General features: G+C 59.2%; 22 protein-coding genes. 8 read left to right on the top strand and 14 right to left on the bottom strand.

Annotated features, from left to right (window positions below; translation table 11 throughout):
• Positions 1 to 79: 79 nt before the first annotated feature.
• On the top strand, positions 80 to 1,291 hold the full coding sequence (locus GSQ93_RS30245) for an acyl-CoA dehydrogenase family protein (protein ID WP_158939860.1): 1,212 nt from the start codon (positions 80 to 82) through the stop codon (positions 1,289 to 1,291).
• A gap of 81 nt (positions 1,292 to 1,372) precedes the next feature.
• On the opposite strand, the gene GSQ93_RS30240 is transcribed toward GSQ93_RS30245, so the two are convergent.
• The 5 genes from GSQ93_RS30240 to GSQ93_RS30220 form a co-directional block, all read right to left on the bottom strand.
• Entirely contained in the window at positions 1,373 to 4,258 is a 2,886-nt protein-coding gene (locus tag GSQ93_RS30240; protein ID WP_158939473.1) for a patatin-like phospholipase family protein, read from the bottom strand.
• A gap of 319 nt (positions 4,259 to 4,577) precedes the next feature.
• Positions 4,578 to 5,543 carry a glycosyltransferase family A protein gene (locus tag GSQ93_RS30235; protein WP_158939472.1) on the bottom strand — a complete coding sequence of 322 codons (966 nt, stop codon included), beginning with the start codon at positions 5,541 to 5,543 and terminating at the stop codon, positions 4,578 to 4,580.
• A gap of 323 nt (positions 5,544 to 5,866) precedes the next feature.
• Positions 5,867 to 6,703 carry an IclR family transcriptional regulator gene (locus GSQ93_RS30230; RefSeq protein ID WP_158939470.1) on the bottom strand — a complete coding sequence of 279 codons (837 nt, stop codon included), beginning with the start codon at positions 6,701 to 6,703 and terminating at the stop codon, positions 5,867 to 5,869.
• Between the two features lie 46 nt (positions 6,704 to 6,749).
• On the bottom strand, positions 6,750 to 8,069 hold the full coding sequence (locus tag GSQ93_RS30225; protein ID WP_158939468.1) for an MFS transporter: 1,320 nt from the start codon (positions 8,067 to 8,069) through the stop codon (positions 6,750 to 6,752).
• Between the two features lie 63 nt (positions 8,070 to 8,132).
• On the bottom strand, positions 8,133 to 8,903 hold the full coding sequence (locus GSQ93_RS30220) for an SDR family oxidoreductase (protein ID WP_158939466.1): 771 nt from the start codon (positions 8,901 to 8,903) through the stop codon (positions 8,133 to 8,135).
• Positions 8,904 to 9,166: 263 nt separating this feature from the next.
• Between GSQ93_RS30220 and GSQ93_RS30215 the strand changes: the two genes are divergently transcribed.
• On the top strand, positions 9,167 to 9,370 hold the full coding sequence (locus GSQ93_RS30215; RefSeq protein WP_158939464.1) for a cold-shock protein: 204 nt from the start codon (positions 9,167 to 9,169) through the stop codon (positions 9,368 to 9,370).
• 99 nt (positions 9,371 to 9,469) lie between these two features.
• Here the strand turns inward: GSQ93_RS30215 and GSQ93_RS30210 are convergent, their stop codons facing one another.
• Both GSQ93_RS30210 and GSQ93_RS30205 read right to left on the bottom strand, forming a co-directional pair.
• Complete coding sequence (locus GSQ93_RS30210) at positions 9,470 to 10,933, bottom strand: amino acid permease (protein WP_158939463.1); 1,464 nt, start codon at positions 10,931 to 10,933, stop codon at positions 9,470 to 9,472.
• Between the two features lie 327 nt (positions 10,934 to 11,260).
• Positions 11,261 to 12,379: a 3-deoxy-7-phosphoheptulonate synthase gene (locus GSQ93_RS30205; RefSeq protein WP_158939461.1), complete on the bottom strand. Its 1,119-nt coding sequence runs from the start codon at positions 12,377 to 12,379 to the stop codon at positions 11,261 to 11,263.
• Positions 12,380 to 12,623: 244 nt separating this feature from the next.
• On the opposite strand from GSQ93_RS30205, the gene GSQ93_RS30200 reads away from it, so the two are divergent.
• Together GSQ93_RS30200 and GSQ93_RS30195 are read left to right on the top strand one after the other, a co-directional pair.
• Positions 12,624 to 13,352 (top strand): FadR/GntR family transcriptional regulator, encoded by a 729-nt coding sequence (locus GSQ93_RS30200; RefSeq protein WP_158939460.1) that lies wholly within the window; start codon positions 12,624 to 12,626, stop codon positions 13,350 to 13,352.
• A 189-nt stretch (positions 13,353 to 13,541) separates the two neighbouring features.
• Entirely contained in the window at positions 13,542 to 14,846 is a 1,305-nt protein-coding gene (locus GSQ93_RS30195; protein ID WP_254074138.1) for an MFS transporter, read from the top strand.
• Between the two features lie 163 nt (positions 14,847 to 15,009).
• On the opposite strand, the gene GSQ93_RS30190 is transcribed toward GSQ93_RS30195, so the two are convergent.
• The gene (locus tag GSQ93_RS30190) at positions 15,010 to 15,891 is read right to left on the bottom strand and encodes a manganese catalase family protein (protein ID WP_158939458.1); all 882 of its coding nucleotides are present in this window, start codon (positions 15,889 to 15,891) and stop codon (positions 15,010 to 15,012) included.
• Between the two features lie 377 nt (positions 15,892 to 16,268).
• On the opposite strand from GSQ93_RS30190, the gene GSQ93_RS30185 reads away from it, so the two are divergent.
• Together GSQ93_RS30185 and GSQ93_RS30180 are read left to right on the top strand one after the other, a co-directional pair.
• Positions 16,269 to 16,688 carry a CopG family transcriptional regulator gene (locus tag GSQ93_RS30185; RefSeq protein WP_158939456.1) on the top strand — a complete coding sequence of 140 codons (420 nt, stop codon included), beginning with the start codon at positions 16,269 to 16,271 and terminating at the stop codon, positions 16,686 to 16,688.
• A gap of 51 nt (positions 16,689 to 16,739) precedes the next feature.
• On the top strand, positions 16,740 to 17,741 hold the full coding sequence (locus GSQ93_RS30180; RefSeq protein WP_158939454.1) for a PHB depolymerase family esterase: 1,002 nt from the start codon (positions 16,740 to 16,742) through the stop codon (positions 17,739 to 17,741).
• Positions 17,742 to 17,835: 94 nt separating this feature from the next.
• Here the strand turns inward: GSQ93_RS30180 and GSQ93_RS30175 are convergent, their stop codons facing one another.
• The 3 genes from GSQ93_RS30175 to GSQ93_RS38565 form a co-directional block, all read right to left on the bottom strand.
• Entirely contained in the window at positions 17,836 to 19,380 is a 1,545-nt protein-coding gene (locus GSQ93_RS30175) for a methyl-accepting chemotaxis protein (protein WP_158939858.1), read from the bottom strand.
• A gap of 263 nt (positions 19,381 to 19,643) precedes the next feature.
• On the bottom strand, positions 19,644 to 20,747 hold the full coding sequence (locus GSQ93_RS30170) for a porin (protein WP_158939857.1): 1,104 nt from the start codon (positions 20,745 to 20,747) through the stop codon (positions 19,644 to 19,646).
• Positions 20,748 to 21,020: 273 nt separating this feature from the next.
• Complete coding sequence (locus GSQ93_RS38565) at positions 21,021 to 21,155, bottom strand: hypothetical protein (RefSeq protein WP_301952099.1); 135 nt, start codon at positions 21,153 to 21,155, stop codon at positions 21,021 to 21,023.
• A gap of 417 nt (positions 21,156 to 21,572) precedes the next feature.
• Here GSQ93_RS38565 and GSQ93_RS30165 point away from each other — a divergent pair, with 417 nt between their 5' ends.
• Entirely contained in the window at positions 21,573 to 21,827 is a 255-nt protein-coding gene (locus GSQ93_RS30165; protein ID WP_158939452.1) for a hypothetical protein, read from the top strand.
• 296 nt (positions 21,828 to 22,123) lie between these two features.
• Positions 22,124 to 22,261, top strand: coding sequence for a hypothetical protein (locus GSQ93_RS30160; RefSeq protein WP_158939450.1), 138 nt, complete (start codon positions 22,124 to 22,126; stop codon positions 22,259 to 22,261).
• A gap of 165 nt (positions 22,262 to 22,426) precedes the next feature.
• Here the strand turns inward: GSQ93_RS30160 and GSQ93_RS30155 are convergent, their stop codons facing one another.
• From GSQ93_RS30155 to GSQ93_RS30145, 3 genes are all read right to left on the bottom strand, one after another.
• Complete coding sequence (locus GSQ93_RS30155) at positions 22,427 to 23,119, bottom strand: glycine zipper 2TM domain-containing protein (protein ID WP_158939448.1); 693 nt, start codon at positions 23,117 to 23,119, stop codon at positions 22,427 to 22,429.
• A 134-nt stretch (positions 23,120 to 23,253) separates the two neighbouring features.
• The gene (locus GSQ93_RS30150; protein WP_158939446.1) at positions 23,254 to 24,597 is read right to left on the bottom strand and encodes a type II toxin-antitoxin system HipA family toxin; all 1,344 of its coding nucleotides are present in this window, start codon (positions 24,595 to 24,597) and stop codon (positions 23,254 to 23,256) included.
• Positions 24,598 to 24,609: 12 nt separating this feature from the next.
• On the bottom strand, positions 24,610 to 24,987 hold the full coding sequence (locus tag GSQ93_RS30145) for a helix-turn-helix domain-containing protein (RefSeq protein ID WP_367889791.1): 378 nt from the start codon (positions 24,985 to 24,987) through the stop codon (positions 24,610 to 24,612).
• Positions 24,988 to 25,179 lie beyond the last annotated feature (192 nt).

Below are 25,179 nucleotides of genomic sequence, written 5' to 3'. Positions count from 1 at the left end.
TGGCCGGTCCGGCGCATCGCTATCATGACGGCAACCGGCAACGTCGTGGCGTTAAAAAAGGAGACCCTGCATGAGCAGCATGGATGTTGTACAGACAGAGCGCGCGAGCGAAATAGCCAAGCGTGTAGAAGCGTTCGTGCGCACGGTGGTGGTTCCATACGAACGCGATCCGCGTTGCGGGAGTCACGGCCCGAGCGACGAATTGGTGCGCGAACTGCGCAGCAAGGCCCGCGCTGCGGGTGTTCTCACGCCGCATATCCTGGCCGGTGGCGATCATCTCACGCAGCTCGAAACTGCAACCGTCCTGAAGCAATCAGGCTTGTCGCCGCTCGGCCCGGTCGCTGTGAATACCGCCGCGCCGGACGAAGGCAACATGTACCTGATCGGCAAGATCGGCACCGCGGCGCAGAAAGAACGGTTTCTCGCGCCGCTCGTAGCGGGAGACGCCCGCTCGGCATTCTTCATGACCGAACCCGCGTCCGATGGCGGCGCGGGCTCCGATCCCTCCATGCTTCAGACCACGGCCCGGCGCGATGGTGATCACTGGGTGATCGACGGCACGAAGGCGTTTATCACCGGCGCTGAAGGGGCATCGGTTGGCATTGTGATGGCGCGCAGCAATACGCATGAAGAAGGCGGCGAGAAAAACGACAGGGTCAGGGCAACTATGTTTCTCGTTGACCTGCCACATCCCGCCATTCACCTTGAGCGAATTCTCGACACGATCGACAGTTCAATGCCCGGCGGTCACGCGGTGGTGCGGATCAACGGTTTGCGCGTGCCCGAGAGTCAGGTGTTGGGCGAAGTGCATGAAGGCTTCAAATACGCTCAGATCAGGCTGTCGCCCGCGCGGCTGTCGCATTGCATGCGCTGGCACGGCGCGACCACACGCGCGCATGAGATCGCGACACACTACGCCTGCACGCGCCGCGCATTCGGCAAGTTGCTGATCGATCACGAAGGCGTGGGGTTCATGCTCGCTGAGAACCTGATCGATTTGCAGCAGGCGGAACTCATGATCGACTGGTGCGCGGCCGTACTCGATGGCGGCTCGCTGGGCACATCCGAAAGTTCGATGACAAAAGTTGCCGTGGCCGACGCGCTCTTCCGGGTGGCCGACCGATGCGTGCAGGTGATGGGCGGAACCGGCGTATCGCGTGACACAGTAGTCGAGCAAGTGTTCCGTGAGATTCGCGCGTTTCGTATTTACGACGGCCCGACCGAAGTACACAAGTGGTCGATCGCCAAGAAGATCAAACGCGACACGCTGTCAGGGCTTAGCGAGACTTAAGAGGACCTAAGGCGGCTTGCATGGCGCGACGAATCGCAACAGTCTGGCGCCCGCCAAGCCGATGTCGTTGCTCAAGCCAGATCAACTGAACAACGCGCGCGCTTGCGAGTACCCGAGCGCGCGATGCGACTCCCACTGGACATCGTCGAAGAATTGGTCGGCGGTTGTTTCATGCGGGAAGTCGGGACTCGTGTTCTTGTATTGGCGTACGTCGTGAGGCGCGGCTGCCGTCAAGCGGGGTTTGATCGCGAGGATCTGTCCGGTGCGCCCGTCTGGAAACCTGGCCATCAAGCGAATCGCGAGATAGTCGGGATTTTTTGCAAAAGCATCGAACGATTTGGCAATCAGGCTGGGGTTAAGCCGCAGGCCGTCGGGCGAAGAGATCTTGCATGATGACTCGAAAATTTCGATACCGAAGTCGACGCGAACACGCCGCATCAGGTTGGCCAGGTCATCGAATTGATAAACCGGATCGCAACCGTTGTCGAAGATGACAATGAAGGCTAACTGACGACGCAGCAATTCGTACGCACCGGTGTTCTCGAAGTGGCCACCGTCCGTCAGATACCAGCGCCGGCCTCGCGGTCCGTCGAACTGCCCGAGCAATTCGCTGGTCAGGCAGAACTGCGTGCCAAACACCTTCTCGCGAAAAATGCGCTTCGGATCCTTGTCGTCCGGAAGCGGTACACGTGTTCGCGGACTGCTTTTCGTGCCGTGGCGAAATGGAGCCGAGTAGGTGTCCCACCAGTAACCCAGCCGAATATTCGCAATGCCTAGCAGCAGCGAATAACCCGGACGCGTCAGTTGTCCAAGTCCGGTGCTCACCGCCGCGCCCGAGATCGCGATCCAGTCGCCCAACGTCAGCGACTCGAGCCAGATGTTCGGCGTCGGGTGGCCGGACAGGGTATGCGTAGCGGGCGTGGAGATGTCGTTCGCACGGTCCCATTCGCATTTCAGCACGCCGAGTTTGGCGCCTACGGTCATGCCGGCTGGCCCGATGCTCATGATCATCCCGCGCGAACCTCGCTGCACCAGTGACGAGTTCCAGTCGATAGTCTTGTTGATCGTCGTATTGATCAGGTGCACGGGCGCACAACTCTGGCCGTGGTAATACTGGCCCATCGCAATGCTGTCGCCAGGGACGAGCGCAGTGACGTCGCGGCGGTTCGCCTGATCGAGCCGGACGCGGTTCGTCGCACCAATAAACGCGCGCGTCAGCCGCGTGCTATAGAAGCGCTGGTAGGTCGAGAGATTGAGGAACTGGATGCAAAGGCCGTCGATGACGGCGAGCATCAGTATGACGACGCAGGTCAGTCCAAGGAACAGCAGGCCGCCGTGATTGGCATCGCGCCAGGTGCTCGACAAGTTATCGAGGAGGGCGGTCTTGCGCGCATAGTGTCTTAACCCGGCATCGGCGGCGCGTGCAGCGATCGACCAGAACGTCAGCGTGATCAACGCGGCGAGTATGGCGGCGACCGAGGCGAGTACGATCTTCGGTACCTTCATGATCTGATTCGTGACCGTGCTGCCCTCGGAAAGAAGGAACTTGGCTGCGCCCCAGATCGCCGCGCCGGAACCCGCCAGCACGCCGAGCGAAGCGGGCACGGACGAAGTATCGGCAGACGCGGCCGCCGTGGTTGTAGCACCGCTCGCCGCCGCGAGCACGCACATGTGGCCGGCGAGGGCCGGCGCGCACGCATAGCCTATTTGACCGAGCGCATCGATGGCCGCTATGGCCGCTGCCCAGATCATGACCTGGACAGGACCCGAGAAGAAGCGATGCCGGCCAATGCGAAGCGGCGTGGTGTACGCGTTCGTCAATGCGTTGCGCAAGCGATCCGCGAACGCGCGGCTATCGAGGCGGGATGCGGGTTTCGCTCTCGGACCAGCGCGCCACGCTATGCCCGACTTGCCCGGCGAGGCATTGCGGTTCACAAAGCTCCATGCCGTGGCGAACGCAATGACAGCAAGAATCTCGGTCAGGATGACGAACCATGAGCCCAGTCCGACGAACGAGTAATTGATCAAGGACGATGAGGCAGTCGTGGAATGCACCGGCAGTATTGTCCCCGGACGATTGATTTCCACGCTGACCAGCGCGATCAGGGTCACCAGGATCAACGAGGCGGCAGGCAACACTTTATAGGCCGAGCGTGTTCCCTCGGCGAGATTTTGCGTGAGCCAGTATGCGCGGCTCAACGGTGAAATAAGCAGGATGGAAACGCCTATCGCCAGAAGGCCCGGCACGGATCTGAATAATGGATGCCAATGGTCGGCGAAGCGGGCGAAGTGAAAGATCGTGTGATTCGCGAGACTGACCCACAGCAGGACGGTCAGCAGCGAGACACCAATAACGTATTGCAACGCGAACCAGTTCCGCAGCGAGAACGCGATGGATTGCAGCACGTCGTTCATGCCGTTGGGCACGAGGTAGTTGCAGTTATCGCGGAGGTACGCAATCGAGGTGACCGAGGCGGGCGTGGCTGCGCATGTCTTTGGACCGAGCGTACCGGCTGCTTGCCGCGCTTGCGCCTTGAACTCGCTTGCGGCTGTTTGAGCGCTGCCGCTGCGCAAGGTATCGGGCACAAAGAGGCTGCCATAGAACGCGCCAATGTAGCTTCCACCCGATACCGTCGACACATAGCCGAAGTGTTTCAGCACGTGCTGATCCGCCATGGCCTGAAGGACGCCGAGCGAGAATACCGCGCTGCGAATGCCGCCGCCCGAGATAGCGAGGCCGGGTATGCCGGCGGCATCGTGCGGGCTGTCAGGATGGTCTAGTAGCGGAGCGAGCCCGACCGCTTGCCGATGACGCCGCGCTTGCGCAATCTCGATGTCGATGAAGTCCGATGGCAGCGTGGAGGCCGTATGGATTTCGCCGCTGGCGGCAGAGGGTGCCGCGGGAAGCAAGGCCCTGCGCTTCGCAATCAGACGGTGTCCGAACAAACAGGCGATGAGCTTCAGCATGGCGGATTTTTCCCGAAAAACTTTCGTGAGTCGGACGCTCTATTGCTTGATGGGTATTCGGTGTTCTTGAGGCGCAGACAGGTAAGGCGTTGCCCGAGGCGCGTAATTGTCAGATCAATAGCTCGACTGTCTGGCGTTATTGCGGCGCCTGTCGAATGTACTGCAAAGTGTTTTACGTAGGGAAGGTTTTACGACGACGCAGCAGTACGCCGGTCGATTGTGAGGAAATAACGGCGGGATTGTGAAGTGAGGCGTCGGTTCAAGCCCGGTCTCTTCGTCGCGAGTCGGAGCTTGAGCCTTGGGCTGTAGCTGCTTTGTTTCAGCTGTTCTGCGCGCTGCTTTTGTAGCTTCCCGTGCTGGCGAATCCCTTGAGGATCAGCATCAGGTGATAGTAGAGCCGTTTGCTGAGCCCGTAGTTGTACGCATACAGGTGGGCAAGCACGATGCTGAGTCCCTGCATGGGTTGATGATTGCGCGCATACACCGAGACCACAATTGGCACGATCCGCTTGAGCGCGAGTTCGCGAGCTGACTCAAGGCTGCTGTCGAGCTTGAGAGATTTGACAAACGTGTAGGCTAGCACCGCCGCGGCCGTGGTCGAGCGCGCGGTAGTCAGGGATATCGACACGTCCGTTTTCCGATAAAACGATACGTATTCCTTGAGATAATAAACCTTCCTGGCGGCTAGACAGATTTGTGCGCCGAACACGAAATCGCAACCCATGCCGTATTGTTTTCTATAGCTGATTTTCTTGACCAGATCTGCATTGGCGAGCCAGCCGTTGTTCGGCATCATCTGGATCAGGCCAGTGCGTCCCGGATTGGGCTGCAGGCCGACCACGGCTTCCGTGCGGTAGTAATCCGAATTGAGCTTACGGCTCGCTTCCACGTCGACGCGCCCGGTGTTGTCCATTTGATACTGGTCGCCGAATGCAATGTCGAGATCCGGGTGCAGGTTCCACGCGGACAGCAGGCGTTCTATACAGTCGGTTTTGAGCGCATCGTCGTCGTGAATCAGGAGAATTTTATCGCCGGTGGCACGCTTGAAGAGGCTGGCGATATTGTCTGCCTGCCCGAGGGGCGGTTCATTCTTGACGTAGGAGATCCGCGATTCGTGCAGATACGTTGTATCGATCAGGTTTTGCGTGCGGGTATCGCTGGAATCGTCGCCAACCAGTATTTCGATATCTGTATGCGTTTGAGCAAGACACGACGCGAGCGATTCCATCAGCAGATCAGGTCTGTTGCACGTCGGCACGCAAATGGAGATTTTGGTCTGTCGCATGATGTCTTCACCGTGGGCTGAATGGTTGGATCGACCGGGCGCATTCGGACTAAACCTGGAATAGCGGCGTCGGATTATGGAGAGACTGCGCAAGAGCCTGCATAAGGACGGGCGGCGTTGATGGTTTTATACGGTTGCGCATTTATTTCGTCAACGCGATTAAATGGCGATAAGACCAATGCCGATTTATTTTTTATTTTTTTACTCGGCAAACGCTTAATTGTCTGATCTGTTCGACGGGCAATAATAGTTACGTGGATTTTGAATGTGAGAACGCCGCTCGAATGATGGCATTCGAGCGCCCGTTCCAAGGCACACAAGGCTTATTCGCCTTCCAGGTTGTATCCGCTGAACCCCATGAGCGCGGACAAGCGTCCGGTCATCTCGCCGACCATCCTGCAGACCTCGTCGAACTCGGGATTGATCTTTTTATCAATGCGCTCGAGATACGGCACGTTGACCGCCGCTACGGCGTCGCCGCTGCTCCCAATCACCGGGAACGCCACGTTGGTCACGCCGCGCATCTGCCGGCTGGGCACGATCTCATGTCCGGTCGCGCGAATTTCGTCGAGTAATGTCAGCAAGGCCGCCGGTTCCACGTCGTTCTCACCTTCCACGCGTGTGTGCGCCGCGAGCATCCGCTCCCGTTCGGCGAGATCGCGGAAAGCGAGCAGCACGTGGCCTGACGAGGTATCGGTCAGGCCCATCACCGCGCCGACCTTCAGCCCGAAGGACCATCGTTCGGGACTATCGACTTGCGCAATGACCGCAACGCGGCCGCTGTGATAGATCGACAAATGACACGACTGCCGCGTCACGTTCGCCAGATCGCGCAGCAGCGGCAGCGCCATGGCGGTCAGCGATCGAATGGGCTGCTGCCGGTGCGCCATCTCGAAGAGCTTGAGCGTCAGCGTATAGCGGTCGTTATGATCGCCCTGCACATAACCGCGGCGTTCGAGCGTCACGACCATGCGAAAGATTTCGCTCACCGTGCGGCCGAGTTTCCCAGACAGTTCGTTGAGCGTGTAGCCCTCGGCGGTGTCCACGAGCACGTCGAGAATATCGAGTCCTTTTTCGAGGGCGGGCGCGGTGTAGCGCGGGCTATCGGTGCTCTCGTCGGACGCGTTCCGGGAAGGTTTTAGGACTGTATTCATGGCCATGGTGGGATCGAAAAAGAACGCCTCGTCATTAAGCAGATTGAGACCGTCAAAGCGCTTGATCCCGGTTGGCAATACGAGCGGGCAAGCCGAACAGGATCAGCAGGGCTGCGAGGATCAGGACCGCCGCGATAGCGTACAGACCGCCTGACGGTACGCCGGTAATATCCACCACCTTGCCGACCAGGTACGGGCTGATGATGCCGCCCAGATTCCCGATGGAATTGATCAGCGCGATCCCGCCGGACGCTGCCGTGCCGCTCAGGAACGCAGGCGGCAAGGTCCAGAACACGGGCAGGCAGCCGATCGCACCCACCGCGGCAATCACAAGCGAGATCATGGCAAGGGTGGTGTCATGAGCGAAATACGCACTCAGGATATAACCGATGCCGCCCACGCCGACCGCCAGCCCAAGGTGCCAGCGGCGCTCGCCGTGCCGGTCCGAACTCTTGCCGAGCGCCACCATGCCGATGCCCGCTGCCGCATAGGGAATCGCGGTCAGCAGACCAATGGTCATCGGGCTGGTGATGCCGGTGTTCTTGATCAGTTGCGGCATCCAGAACGTCAGTCCATATAGACCCATCAGCATGAAGAGATAGATCAGCGAGAGCAGCAGCGTGCCGGGCTGGCGCATCGCGTCGATGAATTTGTGCGACGTGCCGTGGTCCTCGCGATCCAGGTTGGCTTGCAACACAGCCTTCTCTTCAGCGCTGAGCCACTTCGCGCTGGCAATGCGGTCATCGAGAATGGCCAGCACCAGCAAGCCGAGCAGGGCGGTCGGCAAACCTTCGAGCAGGAACAGCCACTGCCAGCCCGCCAATCCGCCCACACCGGCGAAGCGGGTCATGATGAAGCCAGACAAAGGGCCGCCGATCACGCCTGAGATCGAGATTGATGTCATGAAAAGCGCATTGATACGCGCTCGCCGCTTGGCGGGGAACCAGTACGTGAAGTACAGGATGATGCCGGGCAGAAACCCCGCTTCTGTCGCGCCAATCACGAAGCGCAGCACGTAGAACCACGTTTCGGACGTAACGAACATCATCGCGGCCGAGGCGATGCCCCACGAGATCATGATGCGCGCGATCCAGACGCGCGCGCCTACCCGGCTCAGGATCAGGTTGCTGGGAATCTCGAAGATGAAATAGCCCACGAAGAAGATGCTGGCGCCAAAACCATACGCGGCGTTCGATAGCCCGAGGTCGCCCTGCATCTGCAGCTTGGCGAAGCTGATGTTGACACGATCGAAGTAGGCAAAGATGAAGCAGACGATCAGCAATGGCACGATCCGCCACACTGCCTTGCGATACGCGTTTTCTTCAAGCGCGGTGGCTTCCGGACTAGCCGCCAACGGAATAGATCCTGACATGGGGGTCTCCTCTTGTCATTATTATGGTTTTATATTTTCGTAAGCTATACGAAGTAATCAGGATTAATTCGACCAGCCGCCGTCGATCATGTGGATCGTGCCAGTGGTGAACCCGGATTCATCGGAGGCAAGGTAGGTCACCAGCGCCGCGACTTCCTCCGCACGGCCAACCCGTCCAATAGGCTGGCGCGCGACGAACGCAGCACGAACCTGCTCCTCGTCCAGATGAGTCGCCGCCGCCTGATTCGCGATCCGGCCGCGCAGCGACGGGGACTCGATAGTGCCCGGGCAAATCGCGTTGCAACGAATCGCCTGCCCGACGAAATCGGCGGCTACCGATTTCGTCAAACCGATCACGGCCGCTTTCGATGCGCCATAAACAAAGCGGTTCGGCACGCCTTTCACGCTCGACGCCGCAGAGGCCATGTTGATGATCGATGCCCCCTTGCCTGCGTCGATCATGGCCGGGAGGAATGCGCGAATGGTCCGGTACATGGCTTTGACGTTCAGGTCGAAGCTGAAATCCCAGTCCTTGTCCGTGCATTTGAGGATGTTGCCGTCGTGGACGTAGCCGGCGCAGTTGAACAGTACGTCGAGCGGGCCGGTGGTCGCGGCGAACGCCTCGACATCGGCGGAATCCAGCACGTTCAGGCGTGCGGTGCGCAAGGTAGAGCCAACACCCGCGTCGCGGGCGAGTTCGGCGAGGGCGCTTTCGTCGATATCGGTTGCCCAGACGTGGGCGCCCTCAGCGGCGAGCATGAGCGCGGAAGCCCGTCCGATGCCTTTTCCGGCAGCTGTCACTACGATGTTTTTGCCTTCGACACGCTTGACCATTGATGCTCCTTTTTCGGTGGTGGGTCCCGTCGATGCGGTTCCCCGCATGGGTTTCGTGTCTAATTTTCACATATGAAAAGAATTTTTATAAGTGAAGGTAAACGCGGAGATGCGCTGGGAAGGGCGGCGGGAGGCCTTTCGGGAAGAATTTTTCGCCGGCGCCGGCCGACAGATTTGAGGTTCAGCCGATGCCGGCAAAACGCGGCGCGAACGAAAACCACTGCGCGTGATACCGTTCCCCTTTTTCCAGCCAGGAGACGGCCATGCCGTTCGGACGAGTAAAGTGGTTCAGCGATGCAAAGGGTTTTGGTTTCATCACGCCGGACGACGGCAGCGAAGAGCTGTTCGCCCATTTCTCTGAGATCAAGACTGAAGGTTTCAAGTCATTGCTCGAGAACCAGAAGGTGAGTTTCGATATTGGCCAGGGCCCCAAGGGCAAGCAGGCGTCAAACATTCATCCTGCCTGAATCGCCAGTGGGTTCTGTATGAGTCCGCCGGCCGGGGCGGTTGGCCAGCGTCGCGAAGCGTGAAACTCAACTGCCGCTGCACGACGCGAGCTTCATGTATTACCCTGCGTGCCGCTCCGGATGCCGCAGCCGCGAGTTATTACGTCCATACGAGAAGTAGATCACGAGTCCGATCACCAGCCAGACCACGAGGCGCAGCCACGTAACGAGTGGCAGGCCGGTCATCAGCAGCACGCAGAACAGGATGCCGAGAATAGGGACGATCGGCACTCCGGGCACACGAAATGGCCGGTTCGCACCCGAGTCGCTGCGCCGCAAATAGATCACCGCGCCGCACACCAGGACGAACGCGAAGAGCGTCCCGATGCTCACCATCTCGCCCAGTACGCTGATCGGCGTGAATGCCGCGACAATTGCAACAACAGCGCCAATCATGGTCTGGCTGAGGTGAGGCGTCTTTAAACGTGGATGAACCCGCGCGAACAATCCTGGCAACAAGCCATCCTGCGACATCGTGAAAAAGATGCGGCTCTGTCCGTACAACAGCACGAGGATCACGGTCGTCAAGCCGGTCAGCGCGCCGATCTTGATGAGGATGGAGAACCAGGTGAGGCCGATCACGTCCACGCCCTTCGCAATGGGATCGGGCACGTTCAATTCACCATAAGGCACGAGTCCGGTGAGCACCCCCGCCACCGCGATGTAAAGGACCGTGCAGATCACCAATGACCCGAGAATGCCGACCGGCATATCGCGCTGTGGTCTCTTGGCTTCCTGGGCACAGGTCGATACCGCATCGAAACCGATGAACGCAAAGAACACGACCGCTGAGCCGCGCAGGATGCCGCTCATGCCGAAGTTGCCGAACTCGCCGGTGTTCGCCGGAATGAACGGATGCCAGTTCCCGGGATGCACAAAGAAGACGCCCAGCGCGAGAAATGCCACGACCACGAACAGCTTGATCGCGACCATGATGTTGTTGAGCCGCGCCGACTCCTTGGTTCCCATCACCAGCATGAGCGTCAGGGCAGCGACAATGAAAACGGCCGGCAGATTAACCATTCCCGTCACCGACGTGCCGTCGGCAAGCTTCACCATGGTGCCGGGTGCAGCCGCAAGTTGGGGTGGAAAGGCAATCCCCACGTTACGCAGCAGGCTGACGATATACCCCGACCATCCGACCGCAACGGTGGCCGCACCCATCGCATATTCAAGGATCAAGTCCCAGCCGATGATCCACGCAAACACTTCGCCGAGCGTGGCATAGGTGTACGTGTAGCTGCTGCCGCAGACGGGCAGCATGGCCGCGAGTTCGGAATAACACAGGCCGACAAACGCGCACGCAATACCGCCCAGTATGAACGACAGGATGATGGCCGGTCCCGCGAACTGCGCAGCGGCCGTGCCTGTCAGCACGAAGATGCCGGCGCCGATGATCGCGCCGATGCCCATTGCGGTGATGCTGAGTGCGCCGAGTGTCTTCGCTAGCGGGCGTTCCCCGCCGTCAGCACTCTTGACGATATCGGCAACGGATTTACGCGCCATGTAACTCGTGTCAGCCATGATGTGTCGCCTCGGTCGTACGCGGGTGGGCACGAATCGAACCGGACGCATGGCCCGGTTCAACTTGCGGATCACTACGAAAACGCTTGATGCAAGACGACTCACGACGACTCACTGCAATGAGTGAATGACGTTGACGGATTAAGTCTATGCCTAATGAAATTTATTGTGAAGCCATGCAGTGATCCTGACTTGCACCGGCGAGGGTGCAGGATAGGCGTGGCATGCGCGGTGCTACGCGGGAGAGTTGATCATCGCGTGGGCACGCGAGGTGTTGGCGGCAACGCAATGTTCCACGAAGCTCGGGGGCTTCGTGGCGAGTCCGTATCAGTGCTTTCGGCGCTCACGTACTGCAGCAGCGAGCGTTTGCAATACCGGTTCGGTTTGTGTCCAGGCGAGGCATGCATCGGTAATGGAGACACCGCGGCGCAGCGTGACACCCGGCTTCAGATCCTGGCGGCCTTCTTCCAAATGGCTTTCGATCATCACGCCAATAATGCGGCGGTCACCGCCGTTCAATTGCCGCGCGATGTCCTCTCCTACCTCGATCTGACGCAGATGCGATTTGCCCGAATTCGCATGCGAGCAATCGATCATCACCTGCTCGCGAAGTCCCACTTCCTTGAGGGCGGCACAGGCGGCGGCGACCCCTTCGCTATCGTAGTTCGGCCCTTTCTTGCCACCGCGCAGGATCACGTGTGCGTCCGCGTTGCCGCGGGTTTCGAAGATGGCGGCCATACCCATCTTGGTCATGCCCATGAAGGCATGGCTTGCATGGGCCGCGACGATGGCGTCGGCGGCGATCTGCACTCCGCCGTCGGTGCCGTTCTTGAAACCGATCGGGCAGCTCAGCCCCGAAGCCAGTTGCCGATGGCTCTGGCTCTCTGTCGTCCGTGCGCCAATAGCGCCCCAGGCAATCAGGTCCGCAATGTATTGCGGGCTCAGCAAGTCGAGAAACTCGGTGCCCGTTGGCAAGCCGATGCCGCTGATGTCGAGCAGCAGCTGGCGCGCGCGGCGCAGGCCTTCGTTGATACGAAACGTGCCGTCCAGCAGCGGGTCGTTGATGTAACCCTTCCAGCCCACCGTGGTACGTGGTTTTTCGAAGTACACGCGCATCACGATCAGCAGGTCGTCGCGCAGTTCGTCAGCGGTTGCTTTCAGCAGATGCGCGTATTCGAGCGCCTGGTCGTGGTCGTGGATCGAGCACGGTCCGACCACAACGACCAGCCGGTCGTCGCGGCCTTGAATGATGTCGGCTATTTCAACCCGGCTTTTTTCAACCAGCGTCTGCACCGCGAGCGGCACAGGCAGGTCGTCTTGCAGCAGCGCAGGGGAAATCAGCGGACGGACGGCGCCAATGCGGACATCGTCGATGCGGGTCGTATCTTGCGTCGAGTCGGCACGGCCGGCCTCTTGGTCGTGATACGGGTTGTCGAGGCGGCTCATGGGATGGTTCTCCGGAAAACAGGGTGACAGCCGGGGATTATCGCATTTGGGCCGGGCAATGCAGGTGACCCGGTAGAGCAAATGACAGGCCGGATGAGTTCGGTCGTCATCAATGCCAAGCCTTGTTTCGACAACACCGACCCAAGCGCGTTTACCCGCAATGTAGTCATACTATTTTGAAGTTTATGTCGCCGTGCTTATGCTGTGGTATGTCGGTCAAGACTGAGGCTTTCTCTACCTGAACATGGACTATCGACATCTGCAGCAAGGCAAAAGCATGCACGGGCGCATCGTGCAGAACCTCGGCATGGATATCGTTGGCGGTAAGGTGGCGCCCGGCGAACGCCTGCCCGCCGAAGTGCTGCTGTGCGAAACCTACGGCGTGAGCCGCCCGGTCTTGAGGGAGGCAACGCGTGTGCTTGTGGCAAAGGGACTAGTGGTGTCGAAACCGCGGGTTGGCAGCGTCGTCAGGCCGCGCGCTGACTGGCACATGCTCGATCCCGACGTGCTCTACTGGACGCTCAGCAGCGTGCCCGAGGGCGAGTTCTTCCGGTCGCTGCTCACGGTGCGCCGCGTCATCGAACCGGCTGCTGCGGCGCTCGCGGCGACGAGCGGCAGTGGCGAGGATCTTGCCCGGATCGAGGCCGCATACACTCGCATGGAAGCGGCTGCGACCGCGCCTGAATTGCTCGAACCCGATCTGGAGTTTCATCGCGCGATCATGGCCGCCACCCATAACGACATGCTGGCGTATATCGGCAATATGCTGTCGCTGGCATTGTCCGAATCCATTCGCCTGACCAGCCGTCATCCCGATACCCACGCGCTGTCCTTGCCCCGCCACAAGGCAATTCTTACGGCCATTCAAAGCCGCGATCCGCTGGGCGCTCGGCAGGCGAGTCTGGTGCAACTCGAAAGCGCGCGGGTGGATGCTGACAGCGTGCTTGAAGAGGGCGGTAAGCGGCACGCTTAGTGAGTTGCGAGCTGCGTATTGGTTTCCCATTGGTGGGAAATATAGTAAGACTATTTGATGATTAAGCCGGGTTTACTCCGCTGCCTGTCCGAATCGTTGCGAAATATAGTGTGACTATTAAAAGCCCCTAAAGGCCGCCTATTAGGCGCCCGATCAAGGGCGTCCATTCGCGTAGACGAGGAGACGGATGTGGCTGACAAGCTTGTATCTCCCGCTGGAGCTACAACCGGCGCCGGCATGAATTTTCGCTGGACCGTGCTGATTTGGCTGGTGGCGGGCGGCATCATCAATTACATCGACCGGGCTAGCCTCTCCATTGCGGCGCCGGAAATGATTCGCGAGCTTGGGTTGTCGCGAACGCAGATCGGCTTGCTCGGCACCGTGTTCGCGTGGACCTACGCCGTGATGCAATTACCGGCGGGCTGGGTGATTGACCGCTTTGGCGCAAAGAAGGCCTACGCCGTTGCCATGATCTGGTGGAGTGTCGCGACCTACATGACGGGCGTGGTCGGATCGGTCAGCGCGCTGCTTGTGATGCGCGCGCTGCTCGCCGTTGGCGAAGCGCCGTGCTGGCCAACCTCGGCGAAGATTACAGCCGCGTGGTTTCCGACCAAGGAGCGCGGATTTGCCACAGGCATCTGGGATTCGTCATCCAAATGGGGACCCGCGCTTGCGCCCGCTGTGCTCGTTGCGTTGATGGTCGCGTTTGGGTGGCGCTCGCTGTTTCATGTAGCGGGGTTCGTTGGCATCGCGTTCGCCATTGTGTTTCTCTTTCTTTATCGAAATCCCGAGCAGAGCAAGCGGCTTTCGAAGGAAGAGTTTGCTTATATAGAAGCGGGCGGAGGCGGCCGTGAGCGGTCGATCAGCAATTCAACCCACGAGTGGCGCGGACTGTTCACGCACCGCAGCGTATGGGGCATGATCCTCGGCTACTTCTGCGCGATCTGGCTGTGGAACCTCTTCCTCGTGTTCCTGCCGCTGTATTTGCTTGATCGCTTTCACATATCGTTCGTACAACTGGGGATTTACGCGAGCATTCCGTGGATCGGCGGCGCGGTGGGTGAGATTATCGTTGGGTATCTGACGAAGAAGATGGTTGATCGCGGAATGGCGACGCCGATTGACGCCAAGCGCATGTGGATCGTGATCTGCGCGATCGGTGCGGCGGCTTCGGCGGTGGCAATTCCTTTCGTTGATTCACTGGGTGTCACCATCACGCTGATGACGCTGGGTCTTGCGTTTCTCGCGGCCATTATTGGCGCGGCATGGGCGCTGGCATCGGACGTTGCGCCCAAGTCGATGGTCGCGTCCGTCAGCGCGATCCAGAATTTCGGCGGCTATTTCGGCGGCGCTTTCTCGCCGGTGGTGGCGGGGTTTATCGTCGATAAAACCGGCTCTTATTCGATCGCGCTGATTTCAGGCGGGTTGATTGCAGGATGTTCCGCGCTGTTTTACTGGTTCATGGTGCGGAGGGTGGTGCCGGAGGGGGAGTGATTCAGGGGTGTGAAATTTGATTGATGGTTCTGCCCGATTTAAAGCTTGTCGGGCAGATCACGCTTGATTTAAGCGACGTCAATCTTGGTCAAAGGCCACGGTAAGTGGACCGTACGGCCTGATTCGTCCTGCCGAGCGGTCCCATGTTGCTTCGAACACGACCTCAAACCGCCGTCGCTTGCCCCGATCCAAGATCGGCTCCGGTAGTCGGATCCGAACTCTTGTCCGATGCCGTGCGTGCGGCCATGGCTTGCAACACATCCACGTCTTCCGCCGATACGCCCACGGTCGCAGGTCCATCGCCGCCATCCACGGCGGGTTGCGGATCCTCCACGAACTTCCAGTCGCCGCCTTCGTTCCACGGTCCGCGCACTGCCGGCTCGCTGCCTTGCGACATGTTGTAGTAGACGCTTGTAAACTCCGGCACACCCGGCAACTTGCCTTGCGGGAAATTCGGCTGGATGGAATGCAGTGCCTTCTCGAACGACTTCTGATGCGCAATTTCACGCGTCATGAGGAATCCGAGCGCTTCCTGGATACCGGGGTCATCGGTGACATTGATCAGGCGCTCGTACACAATCTTGGCGCGCGCTTCGGCCGCGATATTCGAGCGCAGATCGGCAGTCGGCTCGCCAATGGTGTCGATATACGCCGCCGACCACGGCACGCCCGCCGAATTCGTAAGGGCGGGACCGCCGCCGTAGAGAAGCGCGGTGGTGTGCGAGTCGTTGCCGCCGGAAGTCATCGACCGGTACAACTCGGCTTCCTGTTCGACTGCTTCGGCCAGTTGACCCTTCGCGCCTTTATTCAGCATCGCGACAATTGAGCCGATGATTTCCAGATGGCTCAGTTCCTCGGTGGCGATATCGAACAGCAGGTCCTTACGGCCCGGATCATCTTCCCCTACGGCTTGCGTGAAGTAGCGACAGGCCGCGGCAAGCTCGCCCTGCGGGCCACCGAACTGCTCGAGCAGCAGGTTGGCGAGACCGGGATTCGGCGCAGCGACGCGGACGGTGTATTGCAGGCGTTTATTATGAACAAACATAATTAGGATTCCTTTGATAGTTGATCGTTCTGTGTTTCTTAAGCGCGCGACAGGCGGACGAAACCACGCGAAATGGTCGCGATGAAAAAACAGAACGAAGGTGGCGATTGCTCCGGACAGCAACGTGAGGCCAAAAGCCACGTCGCACCCAACCTTGGGCGCCCGGGTCTCAGAGCGGCGAAACGCTCTGGCGTACAAGCGGCAGTTTCGCCGCGAGGGAAAAAAGGAGTGCGATGACCACTCCAGCATGGGCCGTTCCTGAGGCGCCTTCCCCCAATTTCGATGTGCCCCAGATCGCTGCGAATCGGCGAAAAGCGTTGACGCAATGCAAAAACCAGCCTATAAACATCCCATTGGATGGTAAAGGGATGTTTTTGATGATTCAAAAAATTGAAGTGCTCAGGCCGAAAGGCGGTGAGACAGAGAAGATCACGATCAACCTGGGTCCTGTGGACCTGGGGCAGATCGACTTGCTGGTGGAAGAGGGTTTTTATTCAAACCGCACGGACCTGATTCGCACGGCTATCCGGAATCAATTGGCGACGCACTCGCAAGTCGTGAATGAAACGGTAACGCGGCGCGCGCTGGTGTTGGGCATGCAGCACTTTTCGAAGCGTGATCTGGAAGCGGCGCGCGAGGCGGGTGAGCGGTTCGACATTCAGGTGCTGGGACTCGCCAGCATTGCTGCTGACGTCTCTGCCGAACTGGCGCTGGACACCATCGCATCGATCGTCGTGCTCGGCGCTTTTCATGCCTCGCCTGCGGTGAAAGCGGCGCTGGCCGGCCGGATTGCCTGAGGGTGCGGGGCGTGGGTAGACAAGCAATAGCAGGGAACAACGGGAAAGATAATGAAAATCAATGAAGGATTCCTGCATTCGATGCAGGATGCAATGAAGCTGCTGCGCGCACGCGGCCCGAAAGAAGCGACCGAGGCGCTGCAGCGTGCGCTCGGGGGCCACGCTCAGCCAATGTCCCAACCGAATACCGACGCCCCGGCTGACACGTATCCGGGAACGTTCACGACACATACGTTCGCGAACGCCGCTGGTCACCGCAACTACAAGCTGTACGTGCCGAAGCACCACAACGGCCGGCCTTTGCCGCTGGTGGTCATGCTGCATGGCTGCACGCAGGACGCCGACGACTTCGCCGCAGGCACGCAAATGAACGCGGTGGCGGAGCGGGACGGATGCATCGTGGTGTATCCGGTGCAGCCGCAGGGGGCGAACGCATCGAAGTGCTGGAACTGGTTCAAGCCCGCCGATCAGCGGCGTGACAGCGGCGAGCCGGCGCTGATTGCAGGCATCACGCGAGAAGTGATGTCGAAGCACGCAGTTGATTCGGCGCGCGTATTCGTCGCCGGTTTATCAGCGGGCGGGGCGATGGCCGCCATCATGGTCCAGGCGTATCCGGATCTTTATGCCGCCGCGTGTGTGCATTCGGGGCTGGCAGTGGGAGCGGCGCATGATTTGCCATCGGCGCTGGCGGCCATGCGCGGCGGAAAGTCACCTGGCGTTCGTGTCACGGCAGCACCGAAACGGCCGCTGATTGTGTTTCACGGCGATGCCGACGCAACGGTGCATCCATCAAACACGGCTGAGTTGTTACGCGGGTTCGGCGCTCAGGCCGTCGTATTCGACGAGACTTCTCATGGAGAAGCGGGCAAGCGCAAGAGCACGGTGGAACGGCTTAAATCAGCGGACGGTGTGGATGCCGAGTTGTGGCTGATCCATGGTGCTCCGCACGCGTGGGCCGGGGGTAGCAAGAATGGTTCGTACACCGATGCGACGGGTCCGGATGCAAGCACGGTCATGATGCGCTTTTTCCTCGATCATCCGTTGCAAGGTTGACCCGTAAGGCCTTCGAAAACAGAATGTTTGCGGATGCAAAACAAAAGGGCCATGCGAATGGCCCTTTTGTTCATCGTGTTCTAGCTACTCCCTCTCAAGCCGGCAGCGAAAAGCTCCCGATCGCTTCACGCAGCACATCGACCTGATCCTTCAGCGAATGGGCCGCCGCTGCCGCTTCTTCCACCAGCGCCGCGTTCTGCTGCGTCACCTGATCCATTTCACCCACTGCGCGGTTCACCTGTTCAATACCCGCGCTTTGCTCATTCGAAGCGTGGCTGATTTCATCGAGGATTTCATTCACGCGGCGCACCGAGCTTACGATTTCACCCATCGTCGCACCGGCGTTCGACACCAGCGAAGCACCTTCTTTCACCGTCTCCGTCGATGTCCCGATCAGCGCCTTGATCTCCTTCGCTGCCGTCGCCGAGCGTTGTGCAAGGCTGCGGACTTCCGCTGCGACCACGGCGAAACCGCGTCCTTGTTCGCCGGCACGCGCTGCTTCCACGGCCGCGTTCAGCGCCAGGATGTTGGTCTGGAACGCGATCCCATCAATCACGCCGATAATGTCGCCAATCTGCTTCGAGCTTTCCGTAATGCGCGTCATGGTGTGGATGACCTTCTCGACCACGCCGCTGCCGCGCTGGGCCACATCGGCGGCTTCGCCGGCCAGCTTGGCGGCTTGCGTGGCGCTGTCGGCATTCTGCTTCACGTTAGCCGTCATCTCGTCCATGCTCGACGCGGTCTGCACCAATGCGGCGGCCTGCTGCTCGGTGCGTTGCGACAGATCGGTATTCCCCGCGGCAATCTCCGATGCCCCCACGTTGATGTTCTCGGTCCCGGTGCGCACACGCGTGACGGTTTCGACCAGGCCGCTTTGCATCTCGCTTAACGCAAACATGAGGCTATGCGAATCGCCGTCGATAAGCGGTACATGCGTGGTCAGGTCGCCGCGCGCAATGCGTTGCGCCGCGCTGACAGCAATTGACGGATCGCCGCCGAGTTCGCGCTTGATGCTGCGTAACACCAGCAGCATGACAAGCGAAGCGAGCACGCCGAGCACGGCGGTGATCGCGAACCAGCGCCATGCGCTCGCGTAGAACGCGGCGTTGATGTCGTCCGTGTACATGCCGGTCACGATGAACCAGTCCCACGGTACGAAGTGCTTCGCAAAACTCATCTTCGGCACGGGGGTGTCGCTGCCGGGCTTCGACCACAAATAGTTGACGAAACCACCCTCGGGCGACGAACTGCCGGCGTTGACAATATTGACGAAGAGCTTGTTACCCGCCGGGTCGGTGAAGTTGGCGAGGCTTTGCCCGTTCATGGCAGGCTTGATCGGATGCATGATCATCTTGGACTGCGAGTCGTTGACCGAGATGTAGCCGTCGGTGCCGTAACGCATTGAAGCAAGCACTTCCAGCGCGCGCTTTTTCGCCTCGTCTTCGGAGATCGTCTTGTTCGCGGCGAGACTCTGGAAGTGAGCGGTGGCGGTCATGCCTTCCGCAACCAGCGCTTTCAATTGTTCACGGCGATCGTCCATCGTCGATGAACGGCTTTGCCACGCCCCTATAAAGCCGATCGCGATCAGTCCGAGCCATAGCACGGCGATCATCGATCCGAGCTTCTGATTCAATGTCATTTTCTTCATGTTTTCGCCGTCGCTTAATGTTGAACCGTTAAATTGAATATGCGGCGTCGGGCGTTGCCGAACGCTATGCCTCACTCCTTTACGGCATAGCGGTGGCGGAATGTAGGGGTGGGATAACCCGTAGTAAGAGAAACAAGCGTCTGTTATTCATCAGACAATAAGATCGTTGATGCTTAAGTCGCGTATCCGTTTGCGCGGCCGCATGGAGCAACCGGATACGCATCGTATTGACCGTCAGTAGTCAAATCATTAAATCAGAAAGTGCTGCGAATTCCCGCACGGCCAACCGCCTGCTTCTGATTGCTCGAAGGATTGAAGCCTGCGATCTGCGCGGCTTGTGCGTCGCCGGCAGCTTTCTGGAACACGCCCAGCACATACAGCGATGTCCGCTTCGACAACGCATATTCGGCCGTCAGGTTGAACTGGTTGTATTTGGGCTGTGCGCCGGTCGCATGATCACGGCCGGTGGTGTAGGTGTAACCCGCGCCGATCGTCACTGCGGGTGTCGGGTTATAAAGGCTCGACAACTCGTAGTTCTGGAAAGTTGCATCGTGTCCCGCGCTGCCTTGCTGGAAAATTGTATTTGTGAAATCGGCTAGCACGCGTAGCGACGCGAGGATCTGATATGAAGCCCCTACGCCCAGCACTTTCTGCGCGCGGGCGGCGGCCAGGAAGTCGCCATAGACCGCGTTCGTGAAGCCGGGATAGTTCTGGTAGCCCTGCGTCGAGACACCTGGATCGTTGATGCGCAAATATCCCACGCCTGCGCTGATCGGCCCCGCTGCATAGGTCGCGCCTGCGCTAAACGTGGAGTTATTCGAGAACTGCCCGGCGATACCGCCTAACGAATACAGTCCGCCAAAGGTGAACCCGGCGAAAGTGGGGCTGCGATATTTGATTGCATTCGAGATGGGAAAACCGTTGTCGGTGTTGTCCATATCGTTGGGATGGGCGAAGTAATAGCCACCGATATTGCCGTTCAGCGTATAGGGTTCGACGAAGTCTACAATCGAGTCCCATTGGCGTCCGAGTGTGACTGTGCCGGCCTGCTCGCTTTGAAGACCCACATAGGCGTTACGTGAGAATGCGAGACCGCTGCCCAGGTTTCCCGAGTTGATATTGAAGCCGCTTTCGAGGCGGAAGACGGTTGAAAGGCCGCCCCCCAGGTCCTCGGTGCCGCGCACGCCCCAGCGGCTACCCGCGGTCACACCGGATGCAAGCTGGACCAGATGGTTTCCCTGCACGTTGCTCACTATATCGGCACCGTCCTCCAGGATTCCGTATAACGTGACCGCGCTCTGGGCATGCGCCATGGCGGCGGTGGCCATGATCGGGATAATCGCTGCAAGTTTTTTAATCATATAAACGCCCGGTTTAGAAGGTTAGGGGATGGTTTGATTTAGAGGGCATACACTTAGTACAACAAAGGTAGAAAAGCGAGAGATTGGAGTGTCAAATTTCGTCCGTTCGATAATCGAGGCGTTATCTGTTACGATCACGAAATTTTATTTCGGATGACTTATAAATAAGGTTTCAGATAATTCTGAATTTCCGCTGATCGCTCGTCTGCGAGCGATCAAACGTGTTCCATCACTATCGTTATTACCGGGCTAACGCGAGAAATCCTGCGATCACAGCGCAACGAGCGCGCGTTCATTCCCTGTTTGAACGGCCGCAGCCACTGCCCTGAAAAATAGATCGAGCCACAGCAATTGGTCGATGGCACGCGCGGCGATCTCACCCATCTGAAAAAACGTCAGCGGCATTAATCGCCGACGCTCAAGTCCGAATCTCCCCGTGCCGATAAACAAACATGGCGAGCCGCCGCTGATTTAAACAGCCGTTACAAAGCTGTGCCGATTAACCCGGCGCTTTCCCCCTTTGCGACAAAGTGTTGCGATTTTGCCGACAACCCGCCCAAACGGGCGATCCAGGCATAGAGTTAAAGTGTTTTATCAAGTTCAGGTTGCAGTGCGGGAGGTGTGTCATGAAGCGCAGGACAGCTAGGCAACTTGTTGCTCAACTTGCAGATTTAAGTTATTTGGCGCGGTGCAGCGCACTGAGGGCGTCGGCAGTCAGCAGGACCATGGCTCAAAGCCCGGATGAAGAAACGGGGCGGACCGCGGACAGCGTCGAGCCCGTGCGAAACGGAGTCGAGCAAGAGTCGTTTGCCGGAGCAGCACATGAAATCCACGCATGAATATTCGCTACGTACGCAAGTCGATAAATGGCTGGCGCCCGCCCTCTCGGCACCCGTTCGTGTCACCGAGTTCAGCCGCACCCGCTTGGGCGGAAGGCGGTATGTGTGTGTAGAAACCGCATTGCCGCTTGGATCGCGCGCGCTGCTTTTCTTTCGGCACGACGACGGTTGCTGGTGCGTGTTTCCGCCTGCGTCGGATCGTCCGAATATGACGATGGGACGTTTCACCGAACATTGACTGGCGTTTCGAATGCACGTTGCAAATGCACTGAATGACGGGTCAATAGTTTGGGATGCTTAGTTCGTTAAGCTGCTGGTGTAAAGATGGTGGGCCACCGGACGGCGGCGGCTAATAGAACGGAAGACTGATAAGCGGAAAAAAGGAGGGCTATGCCAGAAACGACAGCATCTTTATACGCCACCCCCCCTTAATTAGCGGAAGCGGATAAGCCCATGTCGCCGCGCGAATGCGCGTTCGAACCCCGAGCTGCCGACTTTCCGTGAACTCAAAAGTCCAACGTTGGGAGAGTCACCATGTACATCGGGCTGCTGGTCTCGCAGGTTCGGCAGGTTCAGGAGGTTCACTACCATCCGGACGAAGAATTGTCGATCGACGTCCCGACCCCGCACCGTCTCGCGTTCTGGCAACGAATCAGGCGCCTCTTCGCGTAAAGGCTGTTTGTGGCAGAGTCGTCTACTGAGTATTAACGTCGCAGCGATGCTTGCAAAAACCGTTTCAACCACGGGCAAGAAACGCATTCGCTGCGACGTTTCGCTTATCGGGCCACCAAGTTCGACGTTCGAAGTTTTCATCTCGACCCCCGCCATCGCAGCGACTCACGATGCAGTCAGCGAGTCGCCAGAAACATGCACCCGTTGTCCGCTCTGAAGCCCCGGGTCTGTCTGGTAACTGAAGTTGCGATAACTGCCGTCCTCCATCCGGACCTGCACATCGTAGGTGGTTGCTTTGTGCACCGCATGCTCCACCGTGTTGCCCGCCAGTCCACCGCCAAGCGCACCTGCTATGGTCGCGGCCGTGCGCCCACGGCCGTTGCCAATCTGAGTGCCGGCAAGTCCACCCAGCACGGCGCCGCCCAACGCACCCAGGCCCGTGGTCGGCTCCGCAGTCCTGACCGCGTTAATGGAAACGACCTGGCCGGCGTACGGGTCCGCAGCAGGAGCGGCGGGGAACGCCGGTCCTGCTGGCACGCGATTGATTTCATTCGATGCATAGTTTTGCGGCGACGGCGCGACGTGGTGATGGTGCGTCACAGTCACCGGACGAGTCGGCGCGGCGCTCGATGCTTGCGGCTCCACGTTGGGTTTTAGCCCGTTCAAGGAATCGCTGGGCTGTGTGTCGATGAGTGCGGGCCCGGTCACTGCGACCGGAACGGCCTTCGACGAGGGGAGAATTCCGGTCAAAGCAGCGACGCCAACACTGCTGACCACAATGACCGCGACGGCGGCGGCTGCAATCAACGGGTGAATGCGGCTACGTGGTGACTCTGACAAATTTGGATGGGCGCTCACGGCAATCTCCAAGGTGGATGCGTCCCTATACAACGCACCTGTCGGATTGCGCGCTTACCATCAGCTTGTTAGATGTGTAAGCAATTGTGGGAGATAGAGAAGCGGCTTGGGAATGGACAAGCTAGCCGAGCTAGCTACCCGGCGTCGTCGGCCAACTCAGGCCGCAGCATGACGCGGCCTAGTAGCTTGCGCGCCTGATCCGTTTGCGCGTGCTCAAAAGCATCCTCGAAGTCATCCAGCTCCTGAGCGCCAAGTCCAACGTCCGGCGTAACGGCCACTTGCCGCCAGTCCATGACCGCGTCCAGGACCTCCCCAAGAATCATCTTGGCCTGCGCATCGGAGAGTGAAAAATAGGCGCACGTATCCAAAAGCATCTGGACTGATTCGATAGGACCCGCATCTTCAGTGAGCCAGGTCTTCGACTCCCGTACCTTGCCGGGCATCGGATTTACGTCGAACGCTGGCGAGATGCGCCACAGGCCGTTGCCGTCGTACAGGAAACCGAGGTTCTGCAGATGGTCGTCGGTGTTAGTGACGAGCAGGTTGAAAATCAGGCGACGCCATAACTCGCGCGCGTCGTCGTCCGGATGCGAGCACTTTTGCTGCATGACATCGACGATCTCGGTGTAGGCGTGGACATTCTGCCGCGAGGCCTGAAGCATGGACGCAGCCGAGAGATAAGGGATGCGCAGGTCGCCGTCCTCCCGGTCAAACCGTTCGATGATGGCGACGGGCGTGTCATTGAGCGTGACGCACCGGGCGTTGGCCGTCGTAATGCCGGCCTGGCGCGCGAGCTTGAGCGCCAGTACTTCGCCCCGGGTCACATTGATGGTGTCATTGACACTCGGAAACTTGCCGATGGCGAGCTTGCCGTTTTCATCGAGTACGGTGCATTTGGGCCGCATCCCGCCGAGCGAGGTGCCTTTGCCTTGCAAGTAGCGCAGGTCCTCGACGGTTTCCCTGGTTGTCTCGACTGCGCGCGTGGCCCTGAACATGCGTTCGAGTTCGATCAGGGGCGGCGTAGTACGCCGGCCTTCATCAACCGTCCTGAGATAGATCCCTTCCTTGCAAAGACGAAGCGCGCCGATGCGGCTGAAGTCGTCCACTGCACACAGATAGTCGAGCTCGTTCAGAGGGAGCAGGCGCGGATTGTCCTTGCGCGCCTTGGCGTGGATACGGTTGATGACACGACGCCCCCACGCGTCAGGGGCCGTGTCGGCCAGTGCAAAGTGAAACACCGAGTCCACGGGGTTGGGTGCTCGACGCGGCTGATAGCCAGGTTCGAGGGGCAAGTCGGGGGAGACTTCAAACCGGTCGGGGTTGGCCAGCCAAGCCTCGTCATAAGCGAACTGCGACAGTTCGCGCCGCCCCTGACTGACATAGTTCAGATGGCCGGCAAGCGTACCTGCGGCCCCGAGGCAAACCTCCAGGGCCGTACTGATGCCGGGCTTGCCGGACCTGGCAGGTTTGGTTTTCATTCACTTATGCCGTCAGAATGCTTTGGTGGTTTTTTTGGCGGTTCGCACCCGTTGCGGCAGTTTTTCATCCATCAATGCGAGGCCGATATCGTCCTGGCCGCTGTCGAGGAGGTCATTGAGCCGCTGCAGCTCACCAAAAAAATGGAGCGCGCGCACGAGGAAATGCAACTGCACGTGCGGATCGCCGTTCTCCATGCGCTTGACGGTGTTGAGCCCCGCGCCGATGCGCGCGGCGAGCGCTTGCTGCGTCAGCCCTCTGCGGCGGCGCGCGCGATTGAGGTCATCGCCGAGTTTCGCGAGCGACCGCTGCACAGGAATAGGGAGCGGTTTACTTGCTTTACGGACCTCAACAGGGCTCTTAATTGGTTTAGTAGACTCCATATGGGCCATTATAGCGGTTCAGAGAGAAAGTTTCGAGATTTTTACTTAAAGTACCTTATGCGGACTCTTATCGAATTTTACGGTCTTTATGAGGGTCTTTATAGCGATACTGGAGCGGGCAGAAGATTTGTCACCAACGCGGCTAGATCGCTCCGCTGGTACCCTCTCTGTTGCGTTAGACCTGAGCAGAGGCCTGCATCC

The sequence above is a fragment of the Burkholderia sp. S171 genome (genome assembly GCF_009766085.1).
GTDB lineage: Bacteria > Pseudomonadota > Gammaproteobacteria > Burkholderiales > Burkholderiaceae > Caballeronia.
This window is presented reverse-complemented; position numbering and strand designations above follow the sequence as displayed.